Source organism: Vibrio sp. Vb1127, assembly GCF_033338735.1.
GTDB lineage: Bacteria > Pseudomonadota > Gammaproteobacteria > Enterobacterales > Vibrionaceae > Vibrio > Vibrio alginolyticus.
The window spans coordinates 569,959-591,834 of the sequence record NZ_JAWOTF010000001.1; the positions used below are offsets into that span (position 1 = coordinate 569,959).

Annotated in this window: 18 protein-coding genes and 1 riboswitch; of the genes, 14 read left to right on the forward strand and 4 right to left on the reverse strand. The window is 44.9% G+C overall.

Going from position 1 to position 21,876, the window contains the following annotated elements:
* The first annotated feature begins 126 nt into the window (after positions 1 to 126).
* Positions 127 to 1,389: an L-methionine/branched-chain amino acid transporter gene (gene yjeH, locus R7H07_RS02435; RefSeq protein ID WP_017819874.1), complete on the forward strand. Its 1,263-nt coding sequence runs from the start codon at positions 127 to 129 to the stop codon at positions 1,387 to 1,389.
* Here the strand turns inward: yjeH and R7H07_RS02440 are convergent, their stop codons facing one another.
* On the reverse strand, positions 1,390 to 2,835 hold the full coding sequence (locus tag R7H07_RS02440; RefSeq protein ID WP_065275178.1) for a PLP-dependent aminotransferase family protein: 1,446 nt from the start codon (positions 2,833 to 2,835) through the stop codon (positions 1,390 to 1,392).
* 100 nt (positions 2,836 to 2,935) lie between these two features.
* Between R7H07_RS02440 and R7H07_RS02445 the strand changes: the two genes are divergently transcribed.
* The gene (locus R7H07_RS02445; protein WP_005385609.1) at positions 2,936 to 3,592 is read left to right on the forward strand and encodes a pyridoxamine 5'-phosphate oxidase family protein; all 657 of its coding nucleotides are present in this window, start codon (positions 2,936 to 2,938) and stop codon (positions 3,590 to 3,592) included.
* On the opposite strand, the gene R7H07_RS02450 is transcribed toward R7H07_RS02445, so the two are convergent.
* Together R7H07_RS02450 and R7H07_RS02455 are read right to left on the reverse strand one after the other, a co-directional pair.
* The gene (locus tag R7H07_RS02450; RefSeq protein ID WP_005373622.1) at positions 3,573 to 4,895 is read right to left on the reverse strand and encodes an ATP-binding protein; all 1,323 of its coding nucleotides are present in this window, start codon (positions 4,893 to 4,895) and stop codon (positions 3,573 to 3,575) included. The genes R7H07_RS02445 and R7H07_RS02450 overlap by 20 nt on opposite strands.
* A gap of 3 nt (positions 4,896 to 4,898) precedes the next feature.
* Positions 4,899 to 5,591 carry a response regulator transcription factor gene (locus R7H07_RS02455; RefSeq protein ID WP_005373624.1) on the reverse strand — a complete coding sequence of 231 codons (693 nt, stop codon included), beginning with the start codon at positions 5,589 to 5,591 and terminating at the stop codon, positions 4,899 to 4,901.
* Positions 5,592 to 5,957: 366 nt separating this feature from the next.
* Here R7H07_RS02455 and R7H07_RS02460 point away from each other — a divergent pair, with 366 nt between their 5' ends.
* Together R7H07_RS02460 and R7H07_RS02465 are read left to right on the forward strand one after the other, a co-directional pair.
* Positions 5,958 to 7,499 carry a hypothetical protein gene (locus R7H07_RS02460; RefSeq protein ID WP_031777160.1) on the forward strand — a complete coding sequence of 514 codons (1,542 nt, stop codon included), beginning with the start codon at positions 5,958 to 5,960 and terminating at the stop codon, positions 7,497 to 7,499.
* Positions 7,500 to 7,511: 12 nt separating this feature from the next.
* A complete protein-coding gene (locus tag R7H07_RS02465) occupies positions 7,512 to 8,201 on the forward strand; it encodes a hypothetical protein (RefSeq protein WP_065275176.1) in 690 nt (229 codons plus the stop codon).
* A gap of 86 nt (positions 8,202 to 8,287) precedes the next feature.
* Here R7H07_RS02465 and R7H07_RS02470 read toward each other — a convergent pair whose 3' ends face one another.
* Positions 8,288 to 9,289 carry an AraC family transcriptional regulator gene (locus tag R7H07_RS02470; protein ID WP_053304538.1) on the reverse strand — a complete coding sequence of 334 codons (1,002 nt, stop codon included), beginning with the start codon at positions 9,287 to 9,289 and terminating at the stop codon, positions 8,288 to 8,290.
* Between the two features lie 107 nt (positions 9,290 to 9,396).
* Here R7H07_RS02470 and R7H07_RS02475 point away from each other — a divergent pair, with 107 nt between their 5' ends.
* From R7H07_RS02475 to R7H07_RS02520, 10 genes are all read left to right on the forward strand, one after another.
* Entirely contained in the window at positions 9,397 to 9,723 is a 327-nt protein-coding gene (locus R7H07_RS02475; RefSeq protein ID WP_017635162.1) for an MFS transporter, read from the forward strand.
* Positions 9,723 to 10,946: an HlyD family secretion protein gene (locus tag R7H07_RS02480; RefSeq protein ID WP_206958751.1), complete on the forward strand. Its 1,224-nt coding sequence runs from the start codon at positions 9,723 to 9,725 to the stop codon at positions 10,944 to 10,946. Before R7H07_RS02475 ends, R7H07_RS02480 begins: the two co-directional genes overlap by 1 nt.
* A gap of 101 nt (positions 10,947 to 11,047) precedes the next feature.
* Complete coding sequence (locus R7H07_RS02485) at positions 11,048 to 12,370, forward strand: ABC1 kinase family protein (protein WP_206958749.1); 1,323 nt, start codon at positions 11,048 to 11,050, stop codon at positions 12,368 to 12,370.
* A 112-nt stretch (positions 12,371 to 12,482) separates the two neighbouring features.
* Positions 12,483 to 13,829: a magnesium transporter gene (locus R7H07_RS02490; RefSeq protein WP_005373641.1), complete on the forward strand. Its 1,347-nt coding sequence runs from the start codon at positions 12,483 to 12,485 to the stop codon at positions 13,827 to 13,829.
* Positions 13,830 to 14,633: 804 nt separating this feature from the next.
* Positions 14,634 to 15,872 (forward strand): cytosine permease, encoded by a 1,239-nt coding sequence (gene codB / locus R7H07_RS02495; protein ID WP_206958747.1) that lies wholly within the window; start codon positions 14,634 to 14,636, stop codon positions 15,870 to 15,872.
* A 9-nt stretch (positions 15,873 to 15,881) separates the two neighbouring features.
* A complete protein-coding gene (locus R7H07_RS02500) occupies positions 15,882 to 17,159 on the forward strand; it encodes a cytosine deaminase (RefSeq protein ID WP_025767946.1) in 1,278 nt (425 codons plus the stop codon).
* 248 nt (positions 17,160 to 17,407) lie between these two features.
* Entirely contained in the window at positions 17,408 to 18,046 is a 639-nt protein-coding gene (locus R7H07_RS02505; RefSeq protein ID WP_017819864.1) for an HD domain-containing protein, read from the forward strand.
* Positions 18,047 to 18,805, forward strand: a complete 759-nt coding sequence (locus tag R7H07_RS02510) for a helix-turn-helix domain-containing protein (RefSeq protein WP_005385584.1) — start codon at positions 18,047 to 18,049, stop codon at positions 18,803 to 18,805. It begins immediately after the preceding gene.
* 146 nt (positions 18,806 to 18,951) lie between these two features.
* Entirely contained in the window at positions 18,952 to 20,805 is a 1,854-nt protein-coding gene (locus tag R7H07_RS02515) for an MFS transporter (protein WP_206958745.1), read from the forward strand.
* Positions 20,806 to 20,922: 117 nt separating this feature from the next.
* The gene (locus R7H07_RS02520) at positions 20,923 to 21,540 is read left to right on the forward strand and encodes a hypothetical protein (RefSeq protein WP_005373653.1); all 618 of its coding nucleotides are present in this window, start codon (positions 20,923 to 20,925) and stop codon (positions 21,538 to 21,540) included.
* A gap of 104 nt (positions 21,541 to 21,644) precedes the next feature.
* Positions 21,645 to 21,785: riboswitch (FMN riboswitch) on the forward strand.
* The last annotated feature ends 91 nt before the right edge of the window (positions 21,786 to 21,876 follow it).

The window sequence follows — 21,876 nt, forward strand, 5'->3', positions numbered from 1 at the left end:
TGAAATCAAATTCCCAACTTAAGTGCTCAGCACATAAATAGCATCGCTTAAACACATAAAACGAAATAACCAGAAGCCACAAGCTTTTTCGTAATAAGCCTCATAACATTGGATGAATCAATTCGCATGGAAGAGCTCAAAAAAGACATTTCACTCACATCAGGTATCGCACAGTTATCCACCACATTAATGGGAACTGGGCTGTTTATGATCCCGGCTATCGCAGCAGGTATAGCTGGCCATTTTTCACTATGGGCTTGGATTTTATTGTTCATCGCGATTTGTCCTATTGCGCTGACTTTTGCTCAACTGGGTAAACGATACCCCAACGCGGGCGGAACAGCCTTTTTTGTACGCAAAGCCTTTAACGCCAAACTGGAAAGTAGTGTCGCTTGGCTATTTGTTAGTGTCATTCCGGTAGGGGTTCCGGCCGCGATTGCACTCGCCGCAGGCTTCCTACAACAAATATTGCCAGAGCCTATTAGCAACAATCTGTTTGCACAAATTCTGACGGTAGTACTACTTGTGTTCGTCAACTTGATGGGCACAAAATCATCAGGTCATTTACAAACTCTTATTGCTTTGAGTGTCTTCGCACTTGTTGGCGCATTTTTATGGAAAGGCGACGTTAACAGCGCCGATCTTGTGATGCCCGCCATCACACAAGAGTCAATTTGGCCTATTACCGCAGCGTTAGGCGTGATGTTCTGGTGTTTTGTTGGCATAGAGGCTTTTGCCCATATGGGGGAAGAGTTCAAAAACCCTCAAAGAGATTTCCCTATTGCCATTGTGGTCGGTTGTTTTGTAGCAGGGGCTACCTATTGGGCATGCTCTGTCGTTATTTTAAAATTTGGCGCGTATGGTAACGCTCAATTTGATAACGCATCCATCCCCTGGCTTAGTGCCCAACTACTAGGCGATGGAGCCAAATGGATAATCAGCTTGATAGGTTTCTCCGCTTGTTTCGCGAGCGTTAACTTATACACACAGAGTCTAGCGCGAATGGTCTGGGCTCAAGCTCGTGAACATCGTCCTTCTAGTCCACTAGCCAAGATTTCACGTCGTGGTGTCCCTTTCTCAGCCACCATATTAGTTGGCGGTATATTATTGATATCTTGTGTGATAGGAACCCTATCACAGCTCGATCTGGAGTTTTTCCTAAAACTCGCAAACAGTGTATTCGTTCTGGTTTACATGTTGGCGATGTTAGCCGCTTTCAAATTGCTTCGAGGATTTGGTAAAACACTTGCGGGACTGTCCCTACTGCTTTGTACCGGTGTTTTTATATGTTTAGGCTGGTCAATGTTTTATGCACTTGGCATTTTTACTCTACTTTTACTGCCTTGGAAACAGTGGCGACATAAGCGACAAACACGTGTAGTTGAATAGTCATCGCTTCCCATTTCGAAATATGTGAGCTAAACGTTGGATACCAGCGTCTATGTTCTCTAACGCGATATTGCCGTAACCAAGCACGGCACCATGCCAGTGACGTGCTTGAAAATCTGGGGGTTCATAATAGCTCAAAGGTCGCAAGATGATCCCTTCATGCTCTGCCATTTTTGTAAAACGCTGCTCATCCATACCGTCTTGCCATTTCAACGTAATATGAAGCCCCGCCGCTTGGCTAACGACGCAAACACGGTCGCCAAAATACTGTTGAATGGATAAATGCATCTGTTCATGCTTAGTTTTGTACAGTCGACGCATTTTTCGAATATGACGTAATAACCCACCTTCAGTAATAAAATCTGCCAATGCTTCTTGTGTATGCGTCGGCGAATCACCACTTAACGCGTCCTTAACCACTAAGCATTGCTCTACTAAACGTTCAGGAACTACAAGGTAGCCAAGCCGCAATCCGTTAAACATCACTTTACTGAAGGAACCCACATACAACACGCGATCATCTCGACCCATTTGAGCTGCTAGCCCCTGTAAACTGGTATAGGGACGATGAGCAAACTGAAATTCGCTGTCATAATCGTCCTCGATGATCCAACTTGATTGTTCGACCGCCCAGTTGATGATCTTTCCTCTTTGCTCGGTATTGAGTGTGGTGCCCATCGGATATTGATTACTTGGTGTAATATACAGCGCATCGGCATCGCTTGAGGTCACCGCTTCCACATCAAAACCTAATTTCTCTCTTACGAACAAAGGCTCAAATTGATAGTTTTGGAACTGAATCAACTTCCGCATTTGCGCGTAACCTGGTTGCTCCATCAGAACCTTATCACCTTGTTTGAGCACTACCATCGTCGCAATTGACAACGCTTGCTGCGCCCCAGAGGTAATAATAATGCGCTCTGGAGAACAATTCACTGAACGGCTAGATGCAAGGTAGTCAGCTAAAGCACAGCGTAATGTCCAACTGCCCTGAATATCTTGATTCCCCAACAAGCAAGTACGAGACATATGGCGAGTGAGTAACTTTTGCCATTGCGCCATCGGAAATGCGTCCAAATCCGGCACACCCGGTGCAAATGCGCGGTTGATATCAAAGTGAGCTTTCGGTGATGAGTCTCTCTGAACTGAACTAGGTTCAGGCAAGTACTGCTCTGGCAGTTCTACGGCAACATAAAAACCAGAACCTTTTTGGCTGTTCAAGTACCCTTCCGCCACTAACTGTTCGTAGGCAGAAATCACGGTATTCCTACTTAGATTAAGCTCTTGTGAAAGCTTCCGCGTAGAAGGCAGCTTCCCATTCTTCATCCACAGTCCTTGAACAATTTTCTTGCGAATAGCAAAAAACAACGCTTGCTGACGCGTTCCATCACTGTCTTTTAAATGCAGGTCACCGATATCAATCAAAGACAAACTGGATCCATCCATTAGTTAAAAGTGGCTCTCTTTAAGCTACCAGTTAAACGCTACATTGCAATCAAAGAATGAGGATCAATCGCTCGTAATCGTGAGCAAACAAGGAGAGAAAATGCTATCCAACACCAATAGAACGGAAATTAAGAAAGGCGCACATAAAGCCGTCTCTGATGTTAGCAAACTGCACGCCATCATAGATGAAAGCCTAATCGCTCATATTGCGATAACCAACGAGTCAGGCCCTGTGGTCATCCCTATGCTGGCATGGCGTGTCGATGATTACGTGTATATCCATGGTGCCAACAACAGTCGACTGTTACGCTCACTCAAACAAGGAGTGCAAACGTGCTTAACCTTTACTTTGTTTGATGGTTGGGTATTGGCTCGAAGTGCGTTTCACCACAGTGCGCATTATCGCAGTGCTGTGGTCTTTGGCCAGTTTGAGGTGGTGGAAGATAACCAAGAGAAAGACAGGTTGCTGAATCACTTTATTGAACAGATCGCTCCGGGGAGAACAGAACAAGTCCGTTTGAGTAATGAAAAAGAACTCAAAGCCACCATGCTACTGCGTATCCCGCTCACGGAGGCATCAGTGAAAATCAGCAATTTTGGCGTCAACGACGATGCGGAAGACATGGACATCCCTGTTTGGGCAGGTGTCCTACCCTACCGAACCGTCGTAGGTCCACTGCAAGCTTGTGACGATTTGTATGAAGGTATCGCAGAGCCAGACTACCGCAGTGCCTACTCTAACCGTTGGCAGGAATAAGCACCGTAAAACGTGCGCCGCCTAAGTGACTCTCGCCGACAGAAAGCTCCCACCCCAGTTGCCGCGCTGCACTGGTAGCGATGGCAAGCCCTAAACCAAAGCCTTTCATGTCGGCGTTGCGGCTTTTGTCTAAGCGCGAAAATGGCATAAATACTTCTTCTCGCATCGCCTCAGGGATGCCCGGACCATCGTCCTCAATATCGATGCTCCAGCAATCCGCTACCGTTCGAATCGTCACCTCAACGCAGGACTCACCATAACGCTTGGCGTTTTGCAGTAAATTATCGAGGACAAGGTTACCCAAAGTAGGCTGAAAGTGAATCAATTGGTTCGCGAGTTTATTTTCTGCTCTCAACATGGCGGACTCTAAGCCTAGGTAATTCATGCGGCTTTTACACCAAAGTGGCAGTTCCATGGTTTCAACAGAATCGATCCATGAGTGGTTTTTCACACTCAAGCGAGACAGCATGACAATGTCGGACGTTAAATCCGTCACGACATCAACGTATCGTTCAATATCGTCATGTAACTCTGCCTGCATTTCACCACTCGTGCGTCGAGCTAAATCCGTCGCTAGCTGAATACGACTCAGCGGAGTGCGCACTTCATGAGGAATAGCTTGAGTAAAGATGTGTGTTTGGCGCACTCGTCTCTCAATCTCTTCAGACATGCAGTTGAAGCCTTGGGCGAGCTCTTTCACGGGTTGCGAAAATTGCTTTAGCTCGACTCGCGTATTCAACTCACCAGAACCAAATTGTTGTTGCGCAGCCGTTAGTTGCCGAATTTGGCGGTCAAGACGTCGTACAGGTATGTAAACCATAATGCCTAAACTGCATACAACAACCAAAAGTAGAGTAAGTATAAATACAATCTCAGAATCTTCATTCCAATCAACGTGTGGGCTAAAGAAATCCGTTTTTTCTTTGAAAACTAAACTCTTCGAAGTGTTAGGCAAAGGGAATACCGCAGCATAGGTACTGCCATCAATAAGATAAACAGGTATCCCTTGCATACGGTACAGCAGATTACAATCTCGACAAGGCGGTGATCCGTCCCAGTTTTCAACCAATGTTAAATCAAAGATAAAGAAATCTTGCTTGCCGTTTTCGGTTAACTTCTTGTAGAGAGAATCCGGAGTGCCTCGTTGCTCAATGTATTGATCGACAAAATAAGCACCGTCACTCAAAAAAACACCGACTTCTGTTTTGCGCATGTACTCTTCCCCCATAAAGAGAAACAAAGCAACAGTCAGCGCAAGGCCAGTAACTAACCCCACATATAGACGAGTAAACAGGGAAAACATGCGTCATTTACCTGTCAGCATATAGCCGTGGTGACGTATGGTCTTAATGGTAGCAGTATGGATATGAGCCTTAGAGAATTTCTTCCTTAGTGAGGATATACGCATATCAATCGAACGATCAGTAATGCAGTATTCAATGCCTCTGGCAAGACGGCAACATGATTCACGAGATACTGGTTTATCGACATTCAGCATCAGGAGCTCTAGAATTTCAAACTCAGAGCTCGTTAAACCAATATCTTTTTGCAAATAAAATGCTTGGGAGCGACGAAGACAAAGACTAATGCCATATCGGCTCAGCTTTTCTTCTTCAACGATATCAACTTGACGACAATAGCGACGCAACGCTGCTTCAATACGGGCGAGAAGGATATTGCCTTTTATCGGTTTGGTAAGGTAATCATCAGCACCGAACTTAAATAAGCTCACCTCGCTCATTTCATCATCGGTCGCAGTCAAAACAATGATAATACCATGATAAAACTTACGCGCCTCTTGGCATATTTCTGCGCCATTTTTTCCTGGTAACATCAAATCTAACAGCACTAGGTCCGGCTTGAGCCCCTTAATCGTTTCTAATGCATTTTGACCGTTATCGATGACAGTTACCGTATATCCTTCGGCTTCGAGGTACATTTTGGTTAATCGAGCAATCTCTGAGTCGTCTTCTACCAGTAAGATTGTATTACCCACCATGAATCATTTACTCCACCAATATGATGGAGGGAGTATATCGCTCGTCCTATACTGCGCAACCTACTTAAATGATAATTTTAATAAAACGCAGGCTTACATACGCTTACAAACCATACATATACGATAATCCTAATCATTCTATACCCCTAAAACCATGCAATAACCTGAGGTTTTATTCATTATCAGAATATAGCTTCACATAGAAAATAAAATTCGGAATAAAAATCCACTATATTTTTAAATATATCGAATAATAGGTCTTACCAAAAAACAATATCAACATATATGACTTAGTTTGCTTATATAGACAGGACTTTATGTTGCTTCTAAGTTTCCTGCTCTAATAAAGTCTACGAGTAACATGAAATGAGATATTCCAAATTAACACCTTTAGCCATATTTTGCGCGATAAGTCTAACTGCTTGTGGCGGCAGTGAATCTAATTCGAAACCATCGACAACGACACCTCCAACACCACCAATGCCAACATTGAGCACTGTCACAATCCCAACTGTCGTTTCTACAGAGTTTCCGGCCAAGTTAAAAGTGGCTGCTGATTCGGGCTTCACCCACTATGTGAAAATCTCCCTTTCCGAAGCAAACAACAACGATACATTTCACATTGTGGCTGTTGATGACGGTGCGAATAATGAAAAAATCTTTCGTGCAGCCAAAATCATCCAACACCTTCTCACAAACCAACCAGACTCTAAGTACGGTGCTGACAAGTCTCGTATCGCTAAGACATTAGCCGAGCGTGATGCCACACTAATGCTGACCGAAAACGACGAACAGAATGATGAGATGTTAACCAAAATCTTTATCAACGAACTGATTCGCCAAGGCAAATTGAACGATGCAGTTACAAGCTCGGGCTTAGCACACTCTTTTGATACTAGTTCTCTAGAAAAGTTTGTTGTAAGCATGATGGTACTTAACGAAGATGATATGGATACACTTGTCACATCTATCGCGTCAACATTAGTAACTAGTAAAGAAACACCAAACTGGCTAAGGAATAGCCAATCTTTAATGTATCGAGAACTGACAGTTGAAGGCGATTGCCATTACATGAGTAATTTTGCCGATTACTGCGCCAATCTTGGTAAAAAAGCCGAACGAGACGCCGCTTTTGAAGAAATTTTACACTTGGTCCAAGCGCAAGGTATTGCACCTAACACGGCGACTGCGGCACTGCAAAATGACATTCAAGCTCATGCGTTAAGCATCTATAACGATATTCAATCGGGCAAACCGACGGTGTGGCGCCCTACTCAGTATGACTGGGACGATTGGAAATCGGACGACTTCGATCCTGAAAGTGTGAAACAAACGGGCCCTTCATATTCTCACGAATATTTTGCTGCCGCTTTTGAAGCTTACATGGGTGTAGCAAAAGCAAACGGACATGGTTTAGATGGCTACCAAGCGTTAACGCGTGAAGAAATGCAAACCCAAGATCCACAAGCCGTTGATTGGATCAGTGGCTTATTCCACGGATACTTGCAATATACCGCGAATATCGACTCTGCGGGCGTCAAGCTCTACACAGAAAAGACAAGTCCAGGCACAGTACCTACCTTCCGTATGGCTCCCAACAAAGACGGTTTGATAGAAGCGTACACCTACAAATCTCAGTGGCTAACAAAAGTGAAGATCATTGGCGGCGACGCGATGAATGTGATCGGTAATGATCAAAACAATACTTTTGAAGGCAACAGCAAAGACAACAGCATTTATGGTGAAGGCGGTATCAACACCTATATAGTGCCACACAAACTGGCGGAATGTACTGTTATCAAAGCAAAGAGCGTTTCTGTTGAGTGCCCGAGTACAGGCACTGACGAGTTGTACGACATTCAGAACATCCAATTCACCGACCAAACCCTAGATGTAACCAAGCTATAAAAAATGAAAAACATGAAGAAACTTATTCTATTCGCTCCCTTGCTCCTTGCTGGTTGTGGTGGCCTAGCCGTCATGGATCGTACTGATGCCGTAAAAGCACAACCAGAAATGCTGATCAAAACCGACGGTGATTTTTGGGGATTCGGTGCGGATGGCCATTTTGATTTTGCTGGTAAGTACAAAGGCAAGTATTCACGCAGTGCTTCTAACTCAAGTTGGTTTAACCGTATCTCTTTCAAAGAAGGTTCAATGGGCGCAGAAGTGATTCGTATCGACAGCGGGGAAACTTGGCTTTTGAACTGCACTGGAGGCGGTATGTCGGTTAACTACATGGGCGTCGATTTTGGTGGGAATGATCCTTACACCTGTGACATTACTCAAGATGGTAAAAAAGTCGGTGAGTTTGCGATGGAGCCAAAATCCGCTCTCATCGACATCAGCTTTGAGAAAAAAGAGACAGGCGTAGTGCGTATTGGTAGCACCCACTTTAATGTAGAAACTGTACATACTAGTCCTGACGCCATGATGGCGGTAGACATTCCATTGGGTTATAGCTTTAAGGAAGGCACACAAGAAATTGCCGCTGTGCAGACGAACGGTACCATTGCGGTACAGATGCTCCCTGAACTTAGCGAACAAAAAAAGGATGTAATTGCCATCGGCGCTGTTGCAAGTGCACTAAGTTGGCGTCCTAAGAAATAGCCACCACATAAAACGACACAAAAAAATAACAAAGCCCTCAACTTTGAGGGCTTTTATTGCTTGTACTCATAGAGATAAGTGGAGCACTACTTCTCTAATCTTCCCGTATACTGCTTGGGCGTTAATCCACGATGTTTCTTAAACATACGATTGAAGCTCGCCACATTGGTGTAACCAAGGCGCGTGGCAATGTCATCAATACTCACGCGCTTACTCAACAAACCAGCTGCAATATTACTCAATACATAGCCAGAAACCGTCGAAAAATTGAGCCCTAATTTATGCAAACGACGTTGAAACTGCTGTTCAGATAAATCAAGCAGAGAAGACACGCGCTCTAACGTTGGCAATCCATAATGGCTGCTGTAGTTCACCACTTCATAAATCACTTTCAACTCGTCTTCTGGATCGGGCATATTAAGCAAATCATCCAAGTCGGAAAAACTCATCGCTAGACGGCTGTCTTCTCGATGGCTCACTTGGCGGGAGGCTAATCGGTCATCTCCCGGGATCCATATCTCTGTTTTTGGCTGACTCCATTCCACCTCGCAGCCGAAATATTCCCGGTATCGCTCAGTATTTTTTCTCGAGCCTGAAACCTTGACACGTAAAGGCTGGTAATCTTTGCCAAGAAATTCGCGTAACACCTTAATCATAAATACCGCACAGCGGATACTATCGTGCACCTTTACTGACGTTTCTATAAACGGGTTGTGGTAAGTCCATTTGATGATTTTACCCGACTGTTCGCCAGCAAAAAACGCCCCTGATTGTAGATTGCTCACACCATAATTCACTCGCCGAATGGTACTGGCTAAATCATTGCCGGAGAATAACCAGCGTCCCACTGGCCCTAGCTTTTGCAGTTCAATACCTCGGCTGAGACTCAACACCACATCCGGGTCACCACTAGCTTGTTCAACACAACGATACCATTCCGCAACGGCTTTTAGCGGGATCAGTGTCATTGGGTTACGAAACACCGATGCTGGGATCCCTAACTCATCCGAGTCCAAATTGTATTTAGATAACGCGAGGTTATGCATGTTTAGAATGCCCATCGCGCGAATAAACCGAACCGTTTTCATAACCAATTACATCAAATTTAATCCTATAGTGATTGAATCTGTCACAAAGAAAGCCGCAAATCAAATTCAGATCACAATACGCCAACAGTTTGATAGAGGAGTATTTAATGAGTTTACTGAGTGTCCCATTTGTCGGTACAGGCGCAGATACGGCGTTACATGTTGTCGCTGCTGTCGTTTTAATCGCGAGTGTCGCGGGCGCGTGTTACGGCTTTTGGAAAATCCATGAATTACCTATCAATAAAGCACACAGCAAAGACCATCATCAGATAGGGCTCATCACTGCGCTTACCTGGATAGGGTTTGTCTGGCACTGGGTTTGGGTGCTAGCCGTGATCTTTGCATTCGTTGATATGGAAAAAGCCATCATCAATCTGCGTGATACATGGAAAAGTAAACCGCAAACAGAAACACAGCCAAAAGAGGAAGCATAATGTTAGAAGGTTTAGCGGTATGGGCACTCTTCATCTATCTGTTGCGTTTGGTTGGCATGCCTTGGAACAAAGCAACCAAATCGTTCGCTTATCTTGGCGGCTTGGGTTGGCTAATGTTCGTCTGGGTAGGTTTGATTAACTTCACCCCGATGGATTTATCCGGCGGTTCTGTCGTGCAGTCACCACACATCCAATTGCGTCCAGATTCAACCAATGTAAAAGGTAAAGTTGACCACATTTACATTGAGCCGAATCAGAAAGTTAAAGAAGGTCAGATCATTTATGAACTTGACCCAACGCAATACAAAATCGCATTAAATCAAGCGAACGTATCCGCTGATTCTGCTCGCGTTGCATTAGCTACAGCAAAAGGCGACATCGAGATTGAAGAAGCTAACCACGAAGCGCTAGTGCAAGATCTAGAAACATCAAAGAGCCAGTTGGAAGCGGCGAAAGTTGACTACAAATTGCAGAAAAAAATGCTAGATCGTTATGTTGAGCAAAACCGAGTGGTGCACAACACCATCACGGAAAGCGATATCGACAAACAATCGAGTGCGGTTGATATGGCACGTCACAACGCGTTGACCCTTGAGTCTCAAATCAAGAAGAAACAAGTCGATATTTCCCGTGCAAAACTGGCGATTCATAAAGCGGAACTTGCAGTTGAAACCAAACAAGCCGAACTGCGCCAAGCGAAAGAGCAAATTGCAAAAGCGCAATGGGATTTGAATAGCACAAAAGTTCATGCCCCAACAGATGGCTTTGTCACCAACTTTATCCTGCGTGAAGGTCAGCGTGTATCAATGATGCCGCGTATCAACATGTACACCAACGAAAAGTACGTACTAATGCGAGTGAACCACCAGGCGATTCGTAACATCAAACCGGGTCAGCCAGCGGAATTCTCTTCGTCCGTTTACCCAGGTAAGATCTTCTCAGCGACCGTCGAAGGCATTGTTGAAGCAACAGGTGAGTCACAAGGTAATCTACTGGGTTTCGATGATTCCGTACGTGTCACCACTGGAAAGAACTTACAGAACAAACACCACTTTGTTCGTCTTAAGATTGATGAGCCAGAAGGCTACGACATCCCTGTTGGCTCTGTTGGCCTCGCATGGGTCAGCGGTGAAAAACCGATAGGCTTCATGGCCTTCTTAGATGTGATTCGCGGGATCATCATCCGAATGAAGTCTCAACTGTACTTCTTCTACTCTATCTAAACTCGCAAACCGCCAGTTACGCTGGCGGTTTTCTTTTCATTTGTATCCAAACATATCCTTTTCCCGTATAACAATTAGTTAGTAAATAGCGGAGAAGATTCATGTCGGTAAAGGAAAGAAGCCTACCTACCCATCGCATCTCAAGATTCAGCAAGTTCGCTTCACTTGCTACCCGTGTCGCAGGCAATGTGATTGCAGAAGGCACGAAGCAGATAGCCAAAGGCAACAAACCAAAAGCGAAAGACCTCTTGCTGACGCCACAGAACATCGCGCGTTTAACCGACCAACTTGCTCACCTACGTGGCGCTGCAATGAAGCTTGGACAAATGCTATCAATGGATGCTGGTGATGTTTTAGAACCTGAACTCGCCGATATTCTTTCCCGTCTTCGTTCCAACGCAGACCCAATGCCTGCAAAACAACTCAACGCAGTAATGGAAAGTTCGCTAGGAACGAATTGGAAAGCTGAGTTTCTGTCATTTAACTTCAAACCAATCGCCAGTGCATCAATAGGACAAGTACACCAAGCCTACAGCGATGCGGGCGATAACCTAGCCGTCAAAGTGCAATATCCGGGCATACGGAAAAGTATCGATAGCGACGTCGATAATGTCGGAACACTGCTCAAGGTCGTTGGGTTGATTCCCGAGTCTGTCGACTACAAAGGATTACTCGAAGAAGCGAAAAAGCAGCTACATGACGAGGCCGATTACACACGAGAGGCGCAATTTGCCATTCGTTATCATGACGCTTTGAAGGAGCACCCTCATTTTGTCGTACCGAAGATTCATACTGGAAGTTGCTCAGACTCCGTTCTCGCGATGGAATTCATTGATGGTAGTCCGATTGAGCAAATCGAACAGTATGATCAGAGTACACGGGATTTTGTCATGCACAGCCTACTCGAATTACTGTTTCGAGAGCTGTTCGAATTTAAGATGGTGCAAACCGATCCCAACTTCGCCAACTACTTATATATCGAAAACACTCGTCAAATCGGCTTGCTAGATTTCGGGGCGACCCGCGAATACAGCGAACGGTTCAGTACCGGCTATCGCCAAGCTTTTGCGTCTGTCGTGAATAATGACGAACAAGGCTTAAATGATGCGCTTGAACAAATAGGCTTCTTCAGCCAAACCATCCTTCCAGACCAGCGCCAAGCGATTCTCGATCTAGTGAAAATGGCATGTGAACCTATGTTGGTCGATGAGCCCTATGATTTCAAAGCCAGCGGCTTAGCACAAAAGCTTCGCGAGGCTGGCACCATTCTAAGCATGGAGCAAGAATACTGGCATACTCCACCAGCAGATGCCCTATTTTTACACAGAAAAATCGGCGGAATGTACTTGCTGGCAGCCCGTATTGCCGCAAAAGTGAACATTCGCCAATTGGTACAGCCATATCTCACCATCAACAGCGAATAGCCTATTGTTTTTCTGTTACTTTCAAGTACCTTGAGCAAGGTTAAGATGCATAGTTGTGCATCTCAATAACATGCCATACTTCCATAAAACGAATTAACTATCGGGGTACTCGGTGAGCAAGTTTCAAGATCTCTCCACTCTAATCCAGCAAATTGGCCAAGCCGAAGAAGCGGATCAAGTCGCAACGCTCAATGAATCTATTGAAGCGGGCCTCGAGCCCGGCGCGGTTGCCCTGATTCTAGAAGCATTTCCAATCGACGATCGTGTTCGCTTATGGCGAGCTTTACCACTAGAGCTACATATCGACGTGTTAACGGAAATGCGTGCGGACGTACGTTTCTCTATCATCAATGCGTTATCTGAAGTCGAGCTAAAGCTCACTCTCGCTAAACTCGACAACTTGTCGCTCATCGAATGGGCCGATTCGTTGCCAGAGTCGATCATCAACGAAGCGCTCTCGTTGATAGAAAAAGATGAGTTGGAACTTTACGATCAAGCAAACGAGTATGCTGATGAAGAACTCGGCCACTGGGCTGAACGTAAGATCATCACCCTGCCCTTCAACATTACGATTGGGACAGCTAAGCAGTTAATGGAGCGCTATAGCTACGACACGCCTCAACAGGTGTATCTGATTAATCGTAATAAACAGTATCGTGGAACGGTCAACTACTTCGATATCTTACGTGGTGACCCCGATACTCGCTTAAAAACACTCGTTATTGAGGCTGTGACGGTTCTAGACAGTAAAATGATGCTTCCTGAAGCGGTAGAGGCATTAGAACACAGCACACTGCCCGCTCTCCCTGTAACTGATGCAGACCAAACACTGATCGGTGAAGTCGATTGGCAGTTTGCATTGAGTACACAGCGTGAAATCTACGAAGCACGTTTGATGGCCGGTACAGGTATGGATGAAGGCGATGACTTGTTTGCGCCAGTATTAAAAAGCTCGCAAAAGCGCGGTGTTTGGTTAGGCATCAATTTGCTTACTGCGATTTTGGCGTCTGTCACTATCGGACTATTTGAAGATGTAATTGCGCAGGTGGTGGCTTTGGCGGTGCTCATGCCAATTGTTGCATCCATGGGGGGCATTGCTGGCAGCCAAACGCTCACTCTAATGATTCGTGCGATGGCGCTTAATCAGATCACCCCAGGTAACCGTTTCAAGCTATTGAAAAATGAGTTGGGTATTGGCTCTCTGAACGGCATTGCTTGGGCGTTAATCATCGGCGGGCTCGCCGGATTGTGGTTTCAATCTCCGGTTCTTGGGGGAACCATCGCGCTGGCCATTATCGTCAATATTATTACCGCAGCTTTATTTGGTGTGCTGATTCCCATTATTCTGGATAAGTTTAAATTGGACCCCGCTTTGGCTGGCTCGGTGATTCTAACAACAGTGACAGATGTAGTTGGTTTTTTCGCCTTTTTAGGAACGGCGAGTTTAGTCATGCTTTAAAAGGTTCATTGTTTATTAATCAATCATTAGCATAATAGAGTCAAATTGCATAACGCAGTTGCAAATTGCAAACATACTCAAACTTTAAGCAACGCATGTCACAGAAACTACGTATTTTAGGGCATATTAAAGTTGGCACAGTAACTGCATTATATAAATCGACCCTTCTTAAGCCGAGGGTCACCTAGCCAACTGACGTTGTTAGTGAACTTGATTTTGTTCACATGTATATAAGCCAATCGCACTCTTTGCGGTTGGCTATTTTTTTATGTGGCTATTGCCCTCTTATCCTCTGACCGAGCTCGGTTGTACTTTTCTTACCCACAACAGATTGTTTACTGTTTATAAAATTCAAATATTCGCCCACTAAACCATTAGAAATGCCAGCTTCAACAAAAATAAATCACCTACATAAAATAAAACCAAGAAAACACACCCAAGAAAAGAACAAATAACGTCCAAACCAAAAACCTCATCATGAAATCGTTTTCTTTTCATAGAAATCGACTGAACAATCCAGAGTTATAGATAAATTTAATCCATAAAAACAAATAGCAATTCAAAACATTCATTTCACATAGAAAACCTGTCTATAAATCATAGAAAATACGTAAAATCAAAATTTCCACCTTTAGAATTTAAAAATCAAACCATTGTTATTAAAAGAAAAATACACATCAAAAACAAAGCAAACGTTTAAATTGCAATTTTATCATTGACTATTAAATTTACATCACGATAATACGCGCCGTTTGCCTGAAAATCAGGTGCTATAATTTAATATTTCAATGTGCGGAGGTAATAATGGCTGGAGACAATAACTACAGTCTTGGACCAGTTCCTAACACGGCCAGAAAAGGCGTGGCGTCACTTACAATGGTGATGTTAGGACTCACTTTTTTCTCCGCAAGTATGTGGACTGGGGGTTCTCTCGGTACTGGGCTCTCCTTTAATGATTTTTTCCTCGCTGTTCTCATCGGTAACCTAATCCTCGGTATTTACACTTCTTTCCTCGGTTACATCGGCGCTTCTACTGGTCTCTCTACTCACCTTCTTGCTCGTTTCTCTTTTGGTTCTAAAGGCTCTTGGCTTCCTTCTGCTCTTCTTGGCGGTACTCAAGTTGGGTGGTTTGGAGTTGGTGTCGCGATGTTTGCGATTCCGGTGCACAAAGCAACGGGCATCGATACCAATACTTTGATCCTCGTCTCCGGTTTGCTCATGACCGCGACCGTTTACTTTGGCATCTCCGCACTGATGGTGTTGTCAGCAATTGCCGTTCCTGCCATTGCGCTACTTGGCGGCTACTCTGTCATCGAGGCAGTAAATAGTGTTGGCGGTATAAGCGAACTACAACAGGTTCAACCAACCGAGCCACTCGATTTTTCAATGGCTCTCGCGATGGTTGTAGGCTCTTTTGTCAGTGCAGGCACATTAACGGCAGATTTCGTACGCTTTGGCAAAAAGCCACGCAGCGCCGTGATGATCACCATGGTGGCATTTTTCATCGGTAACTCGTTAATGTTTATCTTTGGCGCAGCAGGTGCGTCGGTGACTGGTCAATCAGACATCTCTGAAGTGATGATTGCGCAAGGTTTATTGATTCCTGCCATCATCGTACTTGGGTTAAACATTTGGACGACCAACGACAACGCGCTCTACGCATCAGGTCTTGGATTTTCCAACATCACAGGCTTACCAAGTAAATACATCTCGATGGCGAACGGTCTTGTTGGCACACTTTGCGCTCTCTGGCTCTACAATAACTTTGTTGGCTGGCTGACCTTCTTATCTTTGGCAATTCCACCGATTGGCGGTGTGATCATCGCTGACTTCTTCACGAACCGTAAACGCTACGCAAACTTTGAAGCCGCCCAATTCCAAAACGTTAACTGGGCTGGCATTATCGCTGTCGTGATTGGCGTTGGTGCGGGACACTTCCTGCCTGGCGTAGTGCCGATTAACGCTGTACTTGGCGGCGCAATTAGCTTCCTGATTCTTAATCCTATTCTTAACAAAAAAGCACTGGCTACACAGCCAGCGTAAGGAACCATCATGACAACACTACTGATCAAAAACGTAACGCTAAAAGGACAAGAAGGTCTGCAGCAAATTTTGATTGAAGATGGTCAATTCAAGCGCATTGAAAGCAACGATGTGGAGCTTAGTCATAACGGTGACATCATCGATGCTGAAGGCGGTATGGCGGTTGCGCCTTTCTGCGAGCCACACATTCACTTAGATACAACTCAAACCGCAGGCGAGCCTAGCTGGAACATCTCTGGCACATTGTTTGAGGGTATTGAACGTTGGGCTGAGCGCAAAGAAATGCTGTCGATTGAAGACGTGAAAGCGCGCGCAAAACAAACCTTAAAATGGCAGATAGCAAACGGCGTACAACACGTTCGTACCCACGTCGATGTTTCAGACCCTACCCTAATTGCCCTAAAAGCGATGGTAGAAGTGCGTGAAGAGATGAAAGAATGGGTAGATATCCAAATCGTCGCCTTCCCGCAGGAAGGAATTCTCTCTTACCCAAATGGCAAAGAGCTGCTAGAAGAAGCCGTCAAATTAGGTGCGGACGTGATTGGCGCGATTCCACACTTTGAATTCACACGCGAATATGGCATTGAATCGCTGCACTACGTATTCGAGTTAGCGCAAAAATACGACCGCCTGATCGACGTGCATTGTGATGAAATCGATGACGAACAATCTCGCTTCGTTGAAACACTGGCAGCATTAGCGCACAAGTTTGATATGGGGAATAAAGTCACGGCCAGTCACACCACAGCGATGGGTTCCTACAACGGTGCATACGCATCTCGCCTGTTCCGTTTATTACGCATGTCCGGTATCAACTTCGTGGCAAATCCATTGGTGAACATTCACCTACAAGGCCGTTTTGATGATTACCCAAAACGTCGCGGCGTAACACGAGTGAAAGAGATGCTGAATGCCAACATCAACGTCTGCTTTGGACACGATGATGTATTTGACCCTTGGTACCCACTAGGCACTGCAAACATGCTGCAAGTGCTGCATATGGGTCTGCACGTGTGTCAGGTGATGGGTTACGACCAAATCAACAACTCACTGGATCTGATCAGCACCAATTCAGCACGTACACTGAACATTCAAGACAAGCACGGTATTGAAGAAGGCAAACCAGGTAGTTTACTGATTCTTCCCGCAGAAAATGGTTTTGACGCAGTACGTCGCCAAGTGCCGGTTCGCTACTCTGTTCGTCACGGTAAAGTGATTGCAGAAACACAGCCTGCGACGACTCATATTCATCTTGAACAAGCAGAGCAAGTAACGTTCAAACGCTAAAAAGATCGGCGTGACGAAAAAGGCCTGACGACATCGTCAGGCCTTTTTTCTACTGGTAAACATCACTGCTCGCTCTGTCTATTCTTGTCTCATAAACCACTGAACACATTGAAAGGCCATATAAAACGGCTCAGTACCAAACGTTGCACAAGGTTCTGGTGGCTGAATCTCAATTACACCATCGCACTTGGAAATTATTCTAAGCGTTGGGCATACTTCTGACTTCATTTTAGTTGTAGATATGAACCATGACGTCATTAAGCCAGATAGAACCGCAATTTTTGGAATTTATGCAGCAAGAGATGCAAGTAGATGCAGCTCATGATCTTAAACACGTAAAACGCGTGGTCAAAACAGCGAAACAGCTCTGCAAAGAAGAAAATGCAGACATCGCGATTGTATTACCGGCTGCCTATTTGCATGATTGCTTTACTTACCCGAAAGATCACCCAAATCGCAAAGAGAGCTCAATCATCGCAGCCAAAAAAGCGGTCGCATTTTTAGAGAGTATCGATTATCCGCAGCAATATCATGATGCCATTGCTCATGCGATAGAGGCACACAGCTTTAGCGCAAACATCAGGCCAAATACGTTGGAAGCCAAAATCGTCCAAGATGCCGACCGTCTGGACGCTTTAGGCGCAATTGGCGTGACGCGATGCATTCAAGTCAGCACTCAGTTTAACGCGCAACTTTACAACGACAGCGATATATTTGCCGAAGAACGTGAACTTAACGATAAACAATTCACTCTGGATCACTTTCAAACCAAGTTATTCAAAATCGCTGAAACCATGAACACAGAGTCAGCAAGACGCGAAGCGCAAAAACGCAAAACCTTTATGCAAACGTACCTAGAGCAGTTACACGACGAGGTAACAGCGTAAATGTCAGAGAGTTATACGTTAATTAAAGAGCTTAAACGCCAACTAAAGTTAGCTGGGCTGCATTATGCCGATGTTGCACAACACCTTGATTTAAGTGAAGGAAGCGTCAAACGTTTACTCGCTGAAGGTCAACACATTAGTCTTGAACGCTTAGAACGCATTTGCCAATTGATTGGTTTAGAAATGGCGGAACTGTTTAAGATCGCGGCTGCGCACAATAAAGGTCTAGAGTCGCTAACGTTAGAGCAAGAAAAGCAGTTGGTTGATGATAAAGCCCTGCTACTCGTGGCAATCTGTGTTGTAAATGGCTATCAGTTTGAGCAAATCGTTCAGCAATACACCTTCAATGAGTTTGAACTGGTGCAAAAGCTTGCTCATTTGGATCGTCTGAACATCATCGACTTGCAGCCAAATAACAAAATTCGTTTGCGTATATCTCCGACATTTAAGTGGCAGATGGGCGGCCCTATTCAACGGTTCTTCCAACAGCAAGTTCAAGACGCCTTTTTCCAAAGCTACTTTTCTGGTGAAGATGAAAAGTTCTCCATGGCAACAGGACTGATGAGTGTACCAAGCAACAAGAAGCTACAACAGAAACTGCAAAAGGTCATCGATGAGTTTTATCAGGCTTGCCAAAATGATAGCTCTCTCGATATGGACGAAAAGCACGGCACCTCTCTGATTATTGCGATGCGTCGTTGGACGTTCCCTCTGTTTGAACCATGGGAAAGAAAACCTGCTCAGAAGTCTCGGAATTAGTAACTCAATAAACGAATGGAAATGAAAGTAACGAATTTCGTTACTTTTGGTGGCATACAACGTCACTTGAAAGAGAAAGCTGGTTTAATCGTTCATTGAGCATAAAGTGCTCCCATCTCATTCGACTTTGTTTAATCGGGGCCCGTATGTTTTTCTCAAAACGCTTTTTTCCTTACTTTGTGACGCAATGCCTTGGCGCACTCAATGACAACATCTACAAAAACGTTCTGTTATTGATGGTGACATACAGCCAAATTGATAACCTACCAATATCCGTCAATCTATTCGTTAATTTGGCGGCAGGCTTATTCATCCTACCTTTCTTTCTATTCTCAGCGCATGCTGGTGCCGTCGCTGACAGCATGGACAAAGCCAAATTAATCCGACGTCTAAAGCTCATCGAGCTGGCTATCATGTCTTGCGCAGCAACCGCTATTGCCACCCAAAGTGCCATGCTGATGCTGGTTCTGCTGTTTATGACAGGCACTCAATCGGCCTATTTTGGTCCCGTGAAATACGCCTTGTTACCACAAGCGCTCAAACCAAATGAGCTTGTTAAAGGAAATGCTTGGGTTGAAATGGGCACGTTCCTTTCGATTCTTATAGGTACGCTTTGTGCAGGCCTGCTGCTATCCGTTCCTAATGGTACCTTGATTGCTTCTTGTACCGTGATTGCCTTGTCTTTGCTTGGGTTCATGAGCAGCGTGAATATTCCAGCGATGCCTAGCCAATCGAATGACAAAGCGAAATTTGAACCGATTTCTGGTTTAAAGAACACGTTAAAAGTGGCAAAAAAGCAGAGAGGCATTTGGATGTCTATTCTAGCCATCAGTTGGTTTTGGTTCATGGGTGCGACTTACCTAACTCAATTCCCTAACTTCGCACGCGAACATTTGTTCGCAGATAGCACTGTCGTTTCTTTACTGTTGGCATTGTTTTCCATTGGTATCGCTACAGGCTCTTGGTTGTGTGAAAAACTTTCTTTCAACCACGTTGAGCTTGGTATTTTGCCATTCGGTATCCTTGGTCTGACAGTCTTTGGCGTCGACTTGCTATGGGCAGTCCCAAGTTATCTATCACTTCCGGTGCACTTTTATGATGTGCAAAACTTCGTTGCTGAATCAAAACATCTACGCGTCATGATTGACCTGTTCCTTGTTGGTGTAAGCGGCGGTGTCTTTATTGTTCCTCTTTATGCGTTCATCCAATCGCGTTCAAACAAAGGGGAGTGTGCACGTGCCATTGCTGCTAACAACATCATGAATGCGTTGTTTATGGTGGTGTCTGCTTTGGTTTCGATCGTTGTACTCAGCGTACTAGAGCTTTCTATTGTGGAACTGTTTGCCATGATGGCAATAGGTAACTTTTTCGTGGCGATCTATGTATATCGCCAAGTACCGGAATTTACACAACGCTTTATCAGTTATTTACTCAGCCATTGTATGTATCGTGTGTCCGTAAAGGGGCGCCAACATATTCCTGAACAAGGTGCTGCGTTAATCGTGGCTAACCATGTTAGCTATGTCGATGCATTGATTTTGATGGGAACCTCTACTCGCCCGGTTCGTTTTGTGATGGACAAGTCCATCAGCGAGCTACCTGTTCTTAAATATGTATTCCGTCATGCCGGTGTTATCCCGATCTGTTCTCCACGTAAGTGTGCCGACACTTACCGACGAGCATTTGAACAGATTGAACAAGCACTTAACGACGGTGAGGTTGTCTGTATCTTCCCTGAGGGTCGTTTAACGTCTAACGGTCAATTGGGTGAGTTTCGCCCTGGTGTAGAAAAAATCCTTGAACGTAACCCTGTTCCTGTCATCCCTATGGCGTTAAAAGGGCTTTGGGGTTCTTTTTTCAGCCACAAAGGCGGACATGCTCTCACAAAACGACCGACTCGTTTTTGGTCAAAAGTGGATGTTGTTATCGGTGAAGTGTTAAGTCCTGCGTCTTTAAATCGTCATCAATTGCAACAACAAGTACAGGATTTACTGGGCTGAGTCGCTTGCTACAGCAATCAAACTTTGCAGCAAAACGTAAATATGCACCACAAAGCACAAGTAGTTTCTTGTCAATTAGAGTAGGATATCTACGACGTCATAAATCTAGGAGGTATTATGAAAATCATCATCTTACATGGTCTTTATATGCATGGGCTGGTCATGCAGCCTCTTAGCCAAAAGCTGAGAAAACTCGGATACGAAACGCAAGTACTCAGCTATAACACTGTTGCTATCGATGAGTCTTCACTGTTTGATTCTATTGATCACTCGCTTAATCCACTGACCACAAACGTGCTCGTGGGACACAGCTTGGGAGGCTTGATGATTAAGCGCTATCTCGCCAACAGAAAACCGAGCACTAACTTAATCTCTCATGTTGTCGCTATCGGTTCGCCTCTTAAAGGCGCGTCCATTGTAGGTCGAATTCAAGATCTCGGATTGGGTGCAATTTTAGGCAATTCGCCACACCACGGATTAAACAAACATGATGACGCCTGGGATTTCCCTCAAAAACTCGGCAGTATCGCAGGAACGATGCCGATTGGCGCTCGCCCATTGTTGATCCGTAATGACAACACCATGTCGGACGGTACCGTTACCGTAGAAGAGACAAGACTGGACGGTATGCAAGATCATATCGAAGTGAAGCAAACGCATACGAGCCTGATTTACAACACCTTCGTGCCGCAGCAGATTGATCACTTTATTCGCACAGATTATTTCCGTCGATAGCACACTTTTCCATCATACAGATGGAATCGACTTTCCAAGCTATTCAGTTCGCAGTACTATCCTAGCTCCACTTCTTCACAACTTGGATGAAGTGGTACATTTTTAATTGTTCTCAGGGCGGGGCGAAATTCCCCACCGGCGGTATACTTTTTCAAGTGAGCCCGCGAGCGCTCGATTCGTCGAGGTCAGCAGATCTGGTGAGATGCCAGAGCCGACGGTTATAGTCCGGATGAAAGAGAATAAGAATACACCAGCATAGCGAGTCAGATCGCTAAGAATGCTGGTGCACTTCTTTTTGATCGTATTTTACGGCGATCTCTCATACCGCCCTGATTC

What these genes read in the sequence shown, in the direction of transcription:
- yjeH (WP_017819874.1), top strand. Translation starts at nt 127, where the DNA reads ATGGAAGAGCTCAAAAAAGACATTTCACTCACATCAGGTATCGCACAG.
- R7H07_RS02440 (WP_065275178.1), bottom strand. Translation starts at nt 2,835, where the DNA reads ATGGATGGATCCAGTTTGTCTTTGATTGATATCGGTGACCTGCATTTA.
- R7H07_RS02445 (WP_005385609.1), top strand. Translation starts at nt 2,936, where the DNA reads ATGCTATCCAACACCAATAGAACGGAAATTAAGAAAGGCGCACATAAA.
- R7H07_RS02450 (WP_005373622.1), bottom strand. Translation starts at nt 4,895, where the DNA reads ATGTTTTCCCTGTTTACTCGTCTATATGTGGGGTTAGTTACTGGCCTT.
- R7H07_RS02455 (WP_005373624.1), bottom strand. Translation starts at nt 5,591, where the DNA reads ATGGTGGGTAATACAATCTTACTGGTAGAAGACGACTCAGAGATTGCT.
- R7H07_RS02460 (WP_031777160.1), top strand. Translation starts at nt 5,958, where the DNA reads ATGAGATATTCCAAATTAACACCTTTAGCCATATTTTGCGCGATAAGT.
- R7H07_RS02465 (WP_065275176.1), top strand. Translation starts at nt 7,512, where the DNA reads ATGAAGAAACTTATTCTATTCGCTCCCTTGCTCCTTGCTGGTTGTGGT.
- R7H07_RS02470 (WP_053304538.1), bottom strand. Translation starts at nt 9,289, where the DNA reads ATGAAAACGGTTCGGTTTATTCGCGCGATGGGCATTCTAAACATGCAT.
- R7H07_RS02475 (WP_017635162.1), top strand. Translation starts at nt 9,397, where the DNA reads ATGAGTTTACTGAGTGTCCCATTTGTCGGTACAGGCGCAGATACGGCG.
- R7H07_RS02480 (WP_206958751.1), top strand. Translation starts at nt 9,723, where the DNA reads ATGTTAGAAGGTTTAGCGGTATGGGCACTCTTCATCTATCTGTTGCGT.
- R7H07_RS02485 (WP_206958749.1), top strand. Translation starts at nt 11,048, where the DNA reads ATGTCGGTAAAGGAAAGAAGCCTACCTACCCATCGCATCTCAAGATTC.
- codB (WP_206958747.1), top strand. Translation starts at nt 14,634, where the DNA reads ATGGCTGGAGACAATAACTACAGTCTTGGACCAGTTCCTAACACGGCC.
- R7H07_RS02500 (WP_025767946.1), top strand. Translation starts at nt 15,882, where the DNA reads ATGACAACACTACTGATCAAAAACGTAACGCTAAAAGGACAAGAAGGT.
- R7H07_RS02505 (WP_017819864.1), top strand. Translation starts at nt 17,408, where the DNA reads ATGACGTCATTAAGCCAGATAGAACCGCAATTTTTGGAATTTATGCAG.
- R7H07_RS02510 (WP_005385584.1), top strand. Translation starts at nt 18,047, where the DNA reads ATGTCAGAGAGTTATACGTTAATTAAAGAGCTTAAACGCCAACTAAAG.
- R7H07_RS02515 (WP_206958745.1), top strand. Translation starts at nt 18,952, where the DNA reads ATGTTTTTCTCAAAACGCTTTTTTCCTTACTTTGTGACGCAATGCCTT.
- R7H07_RS02520 (WP_005373653.1), top strand. Translation starts at nt 20,923, where the DNA reads ATGAAAATCATCATCTTACATGGTCTTTATATGCATGGGCTGGTCATG.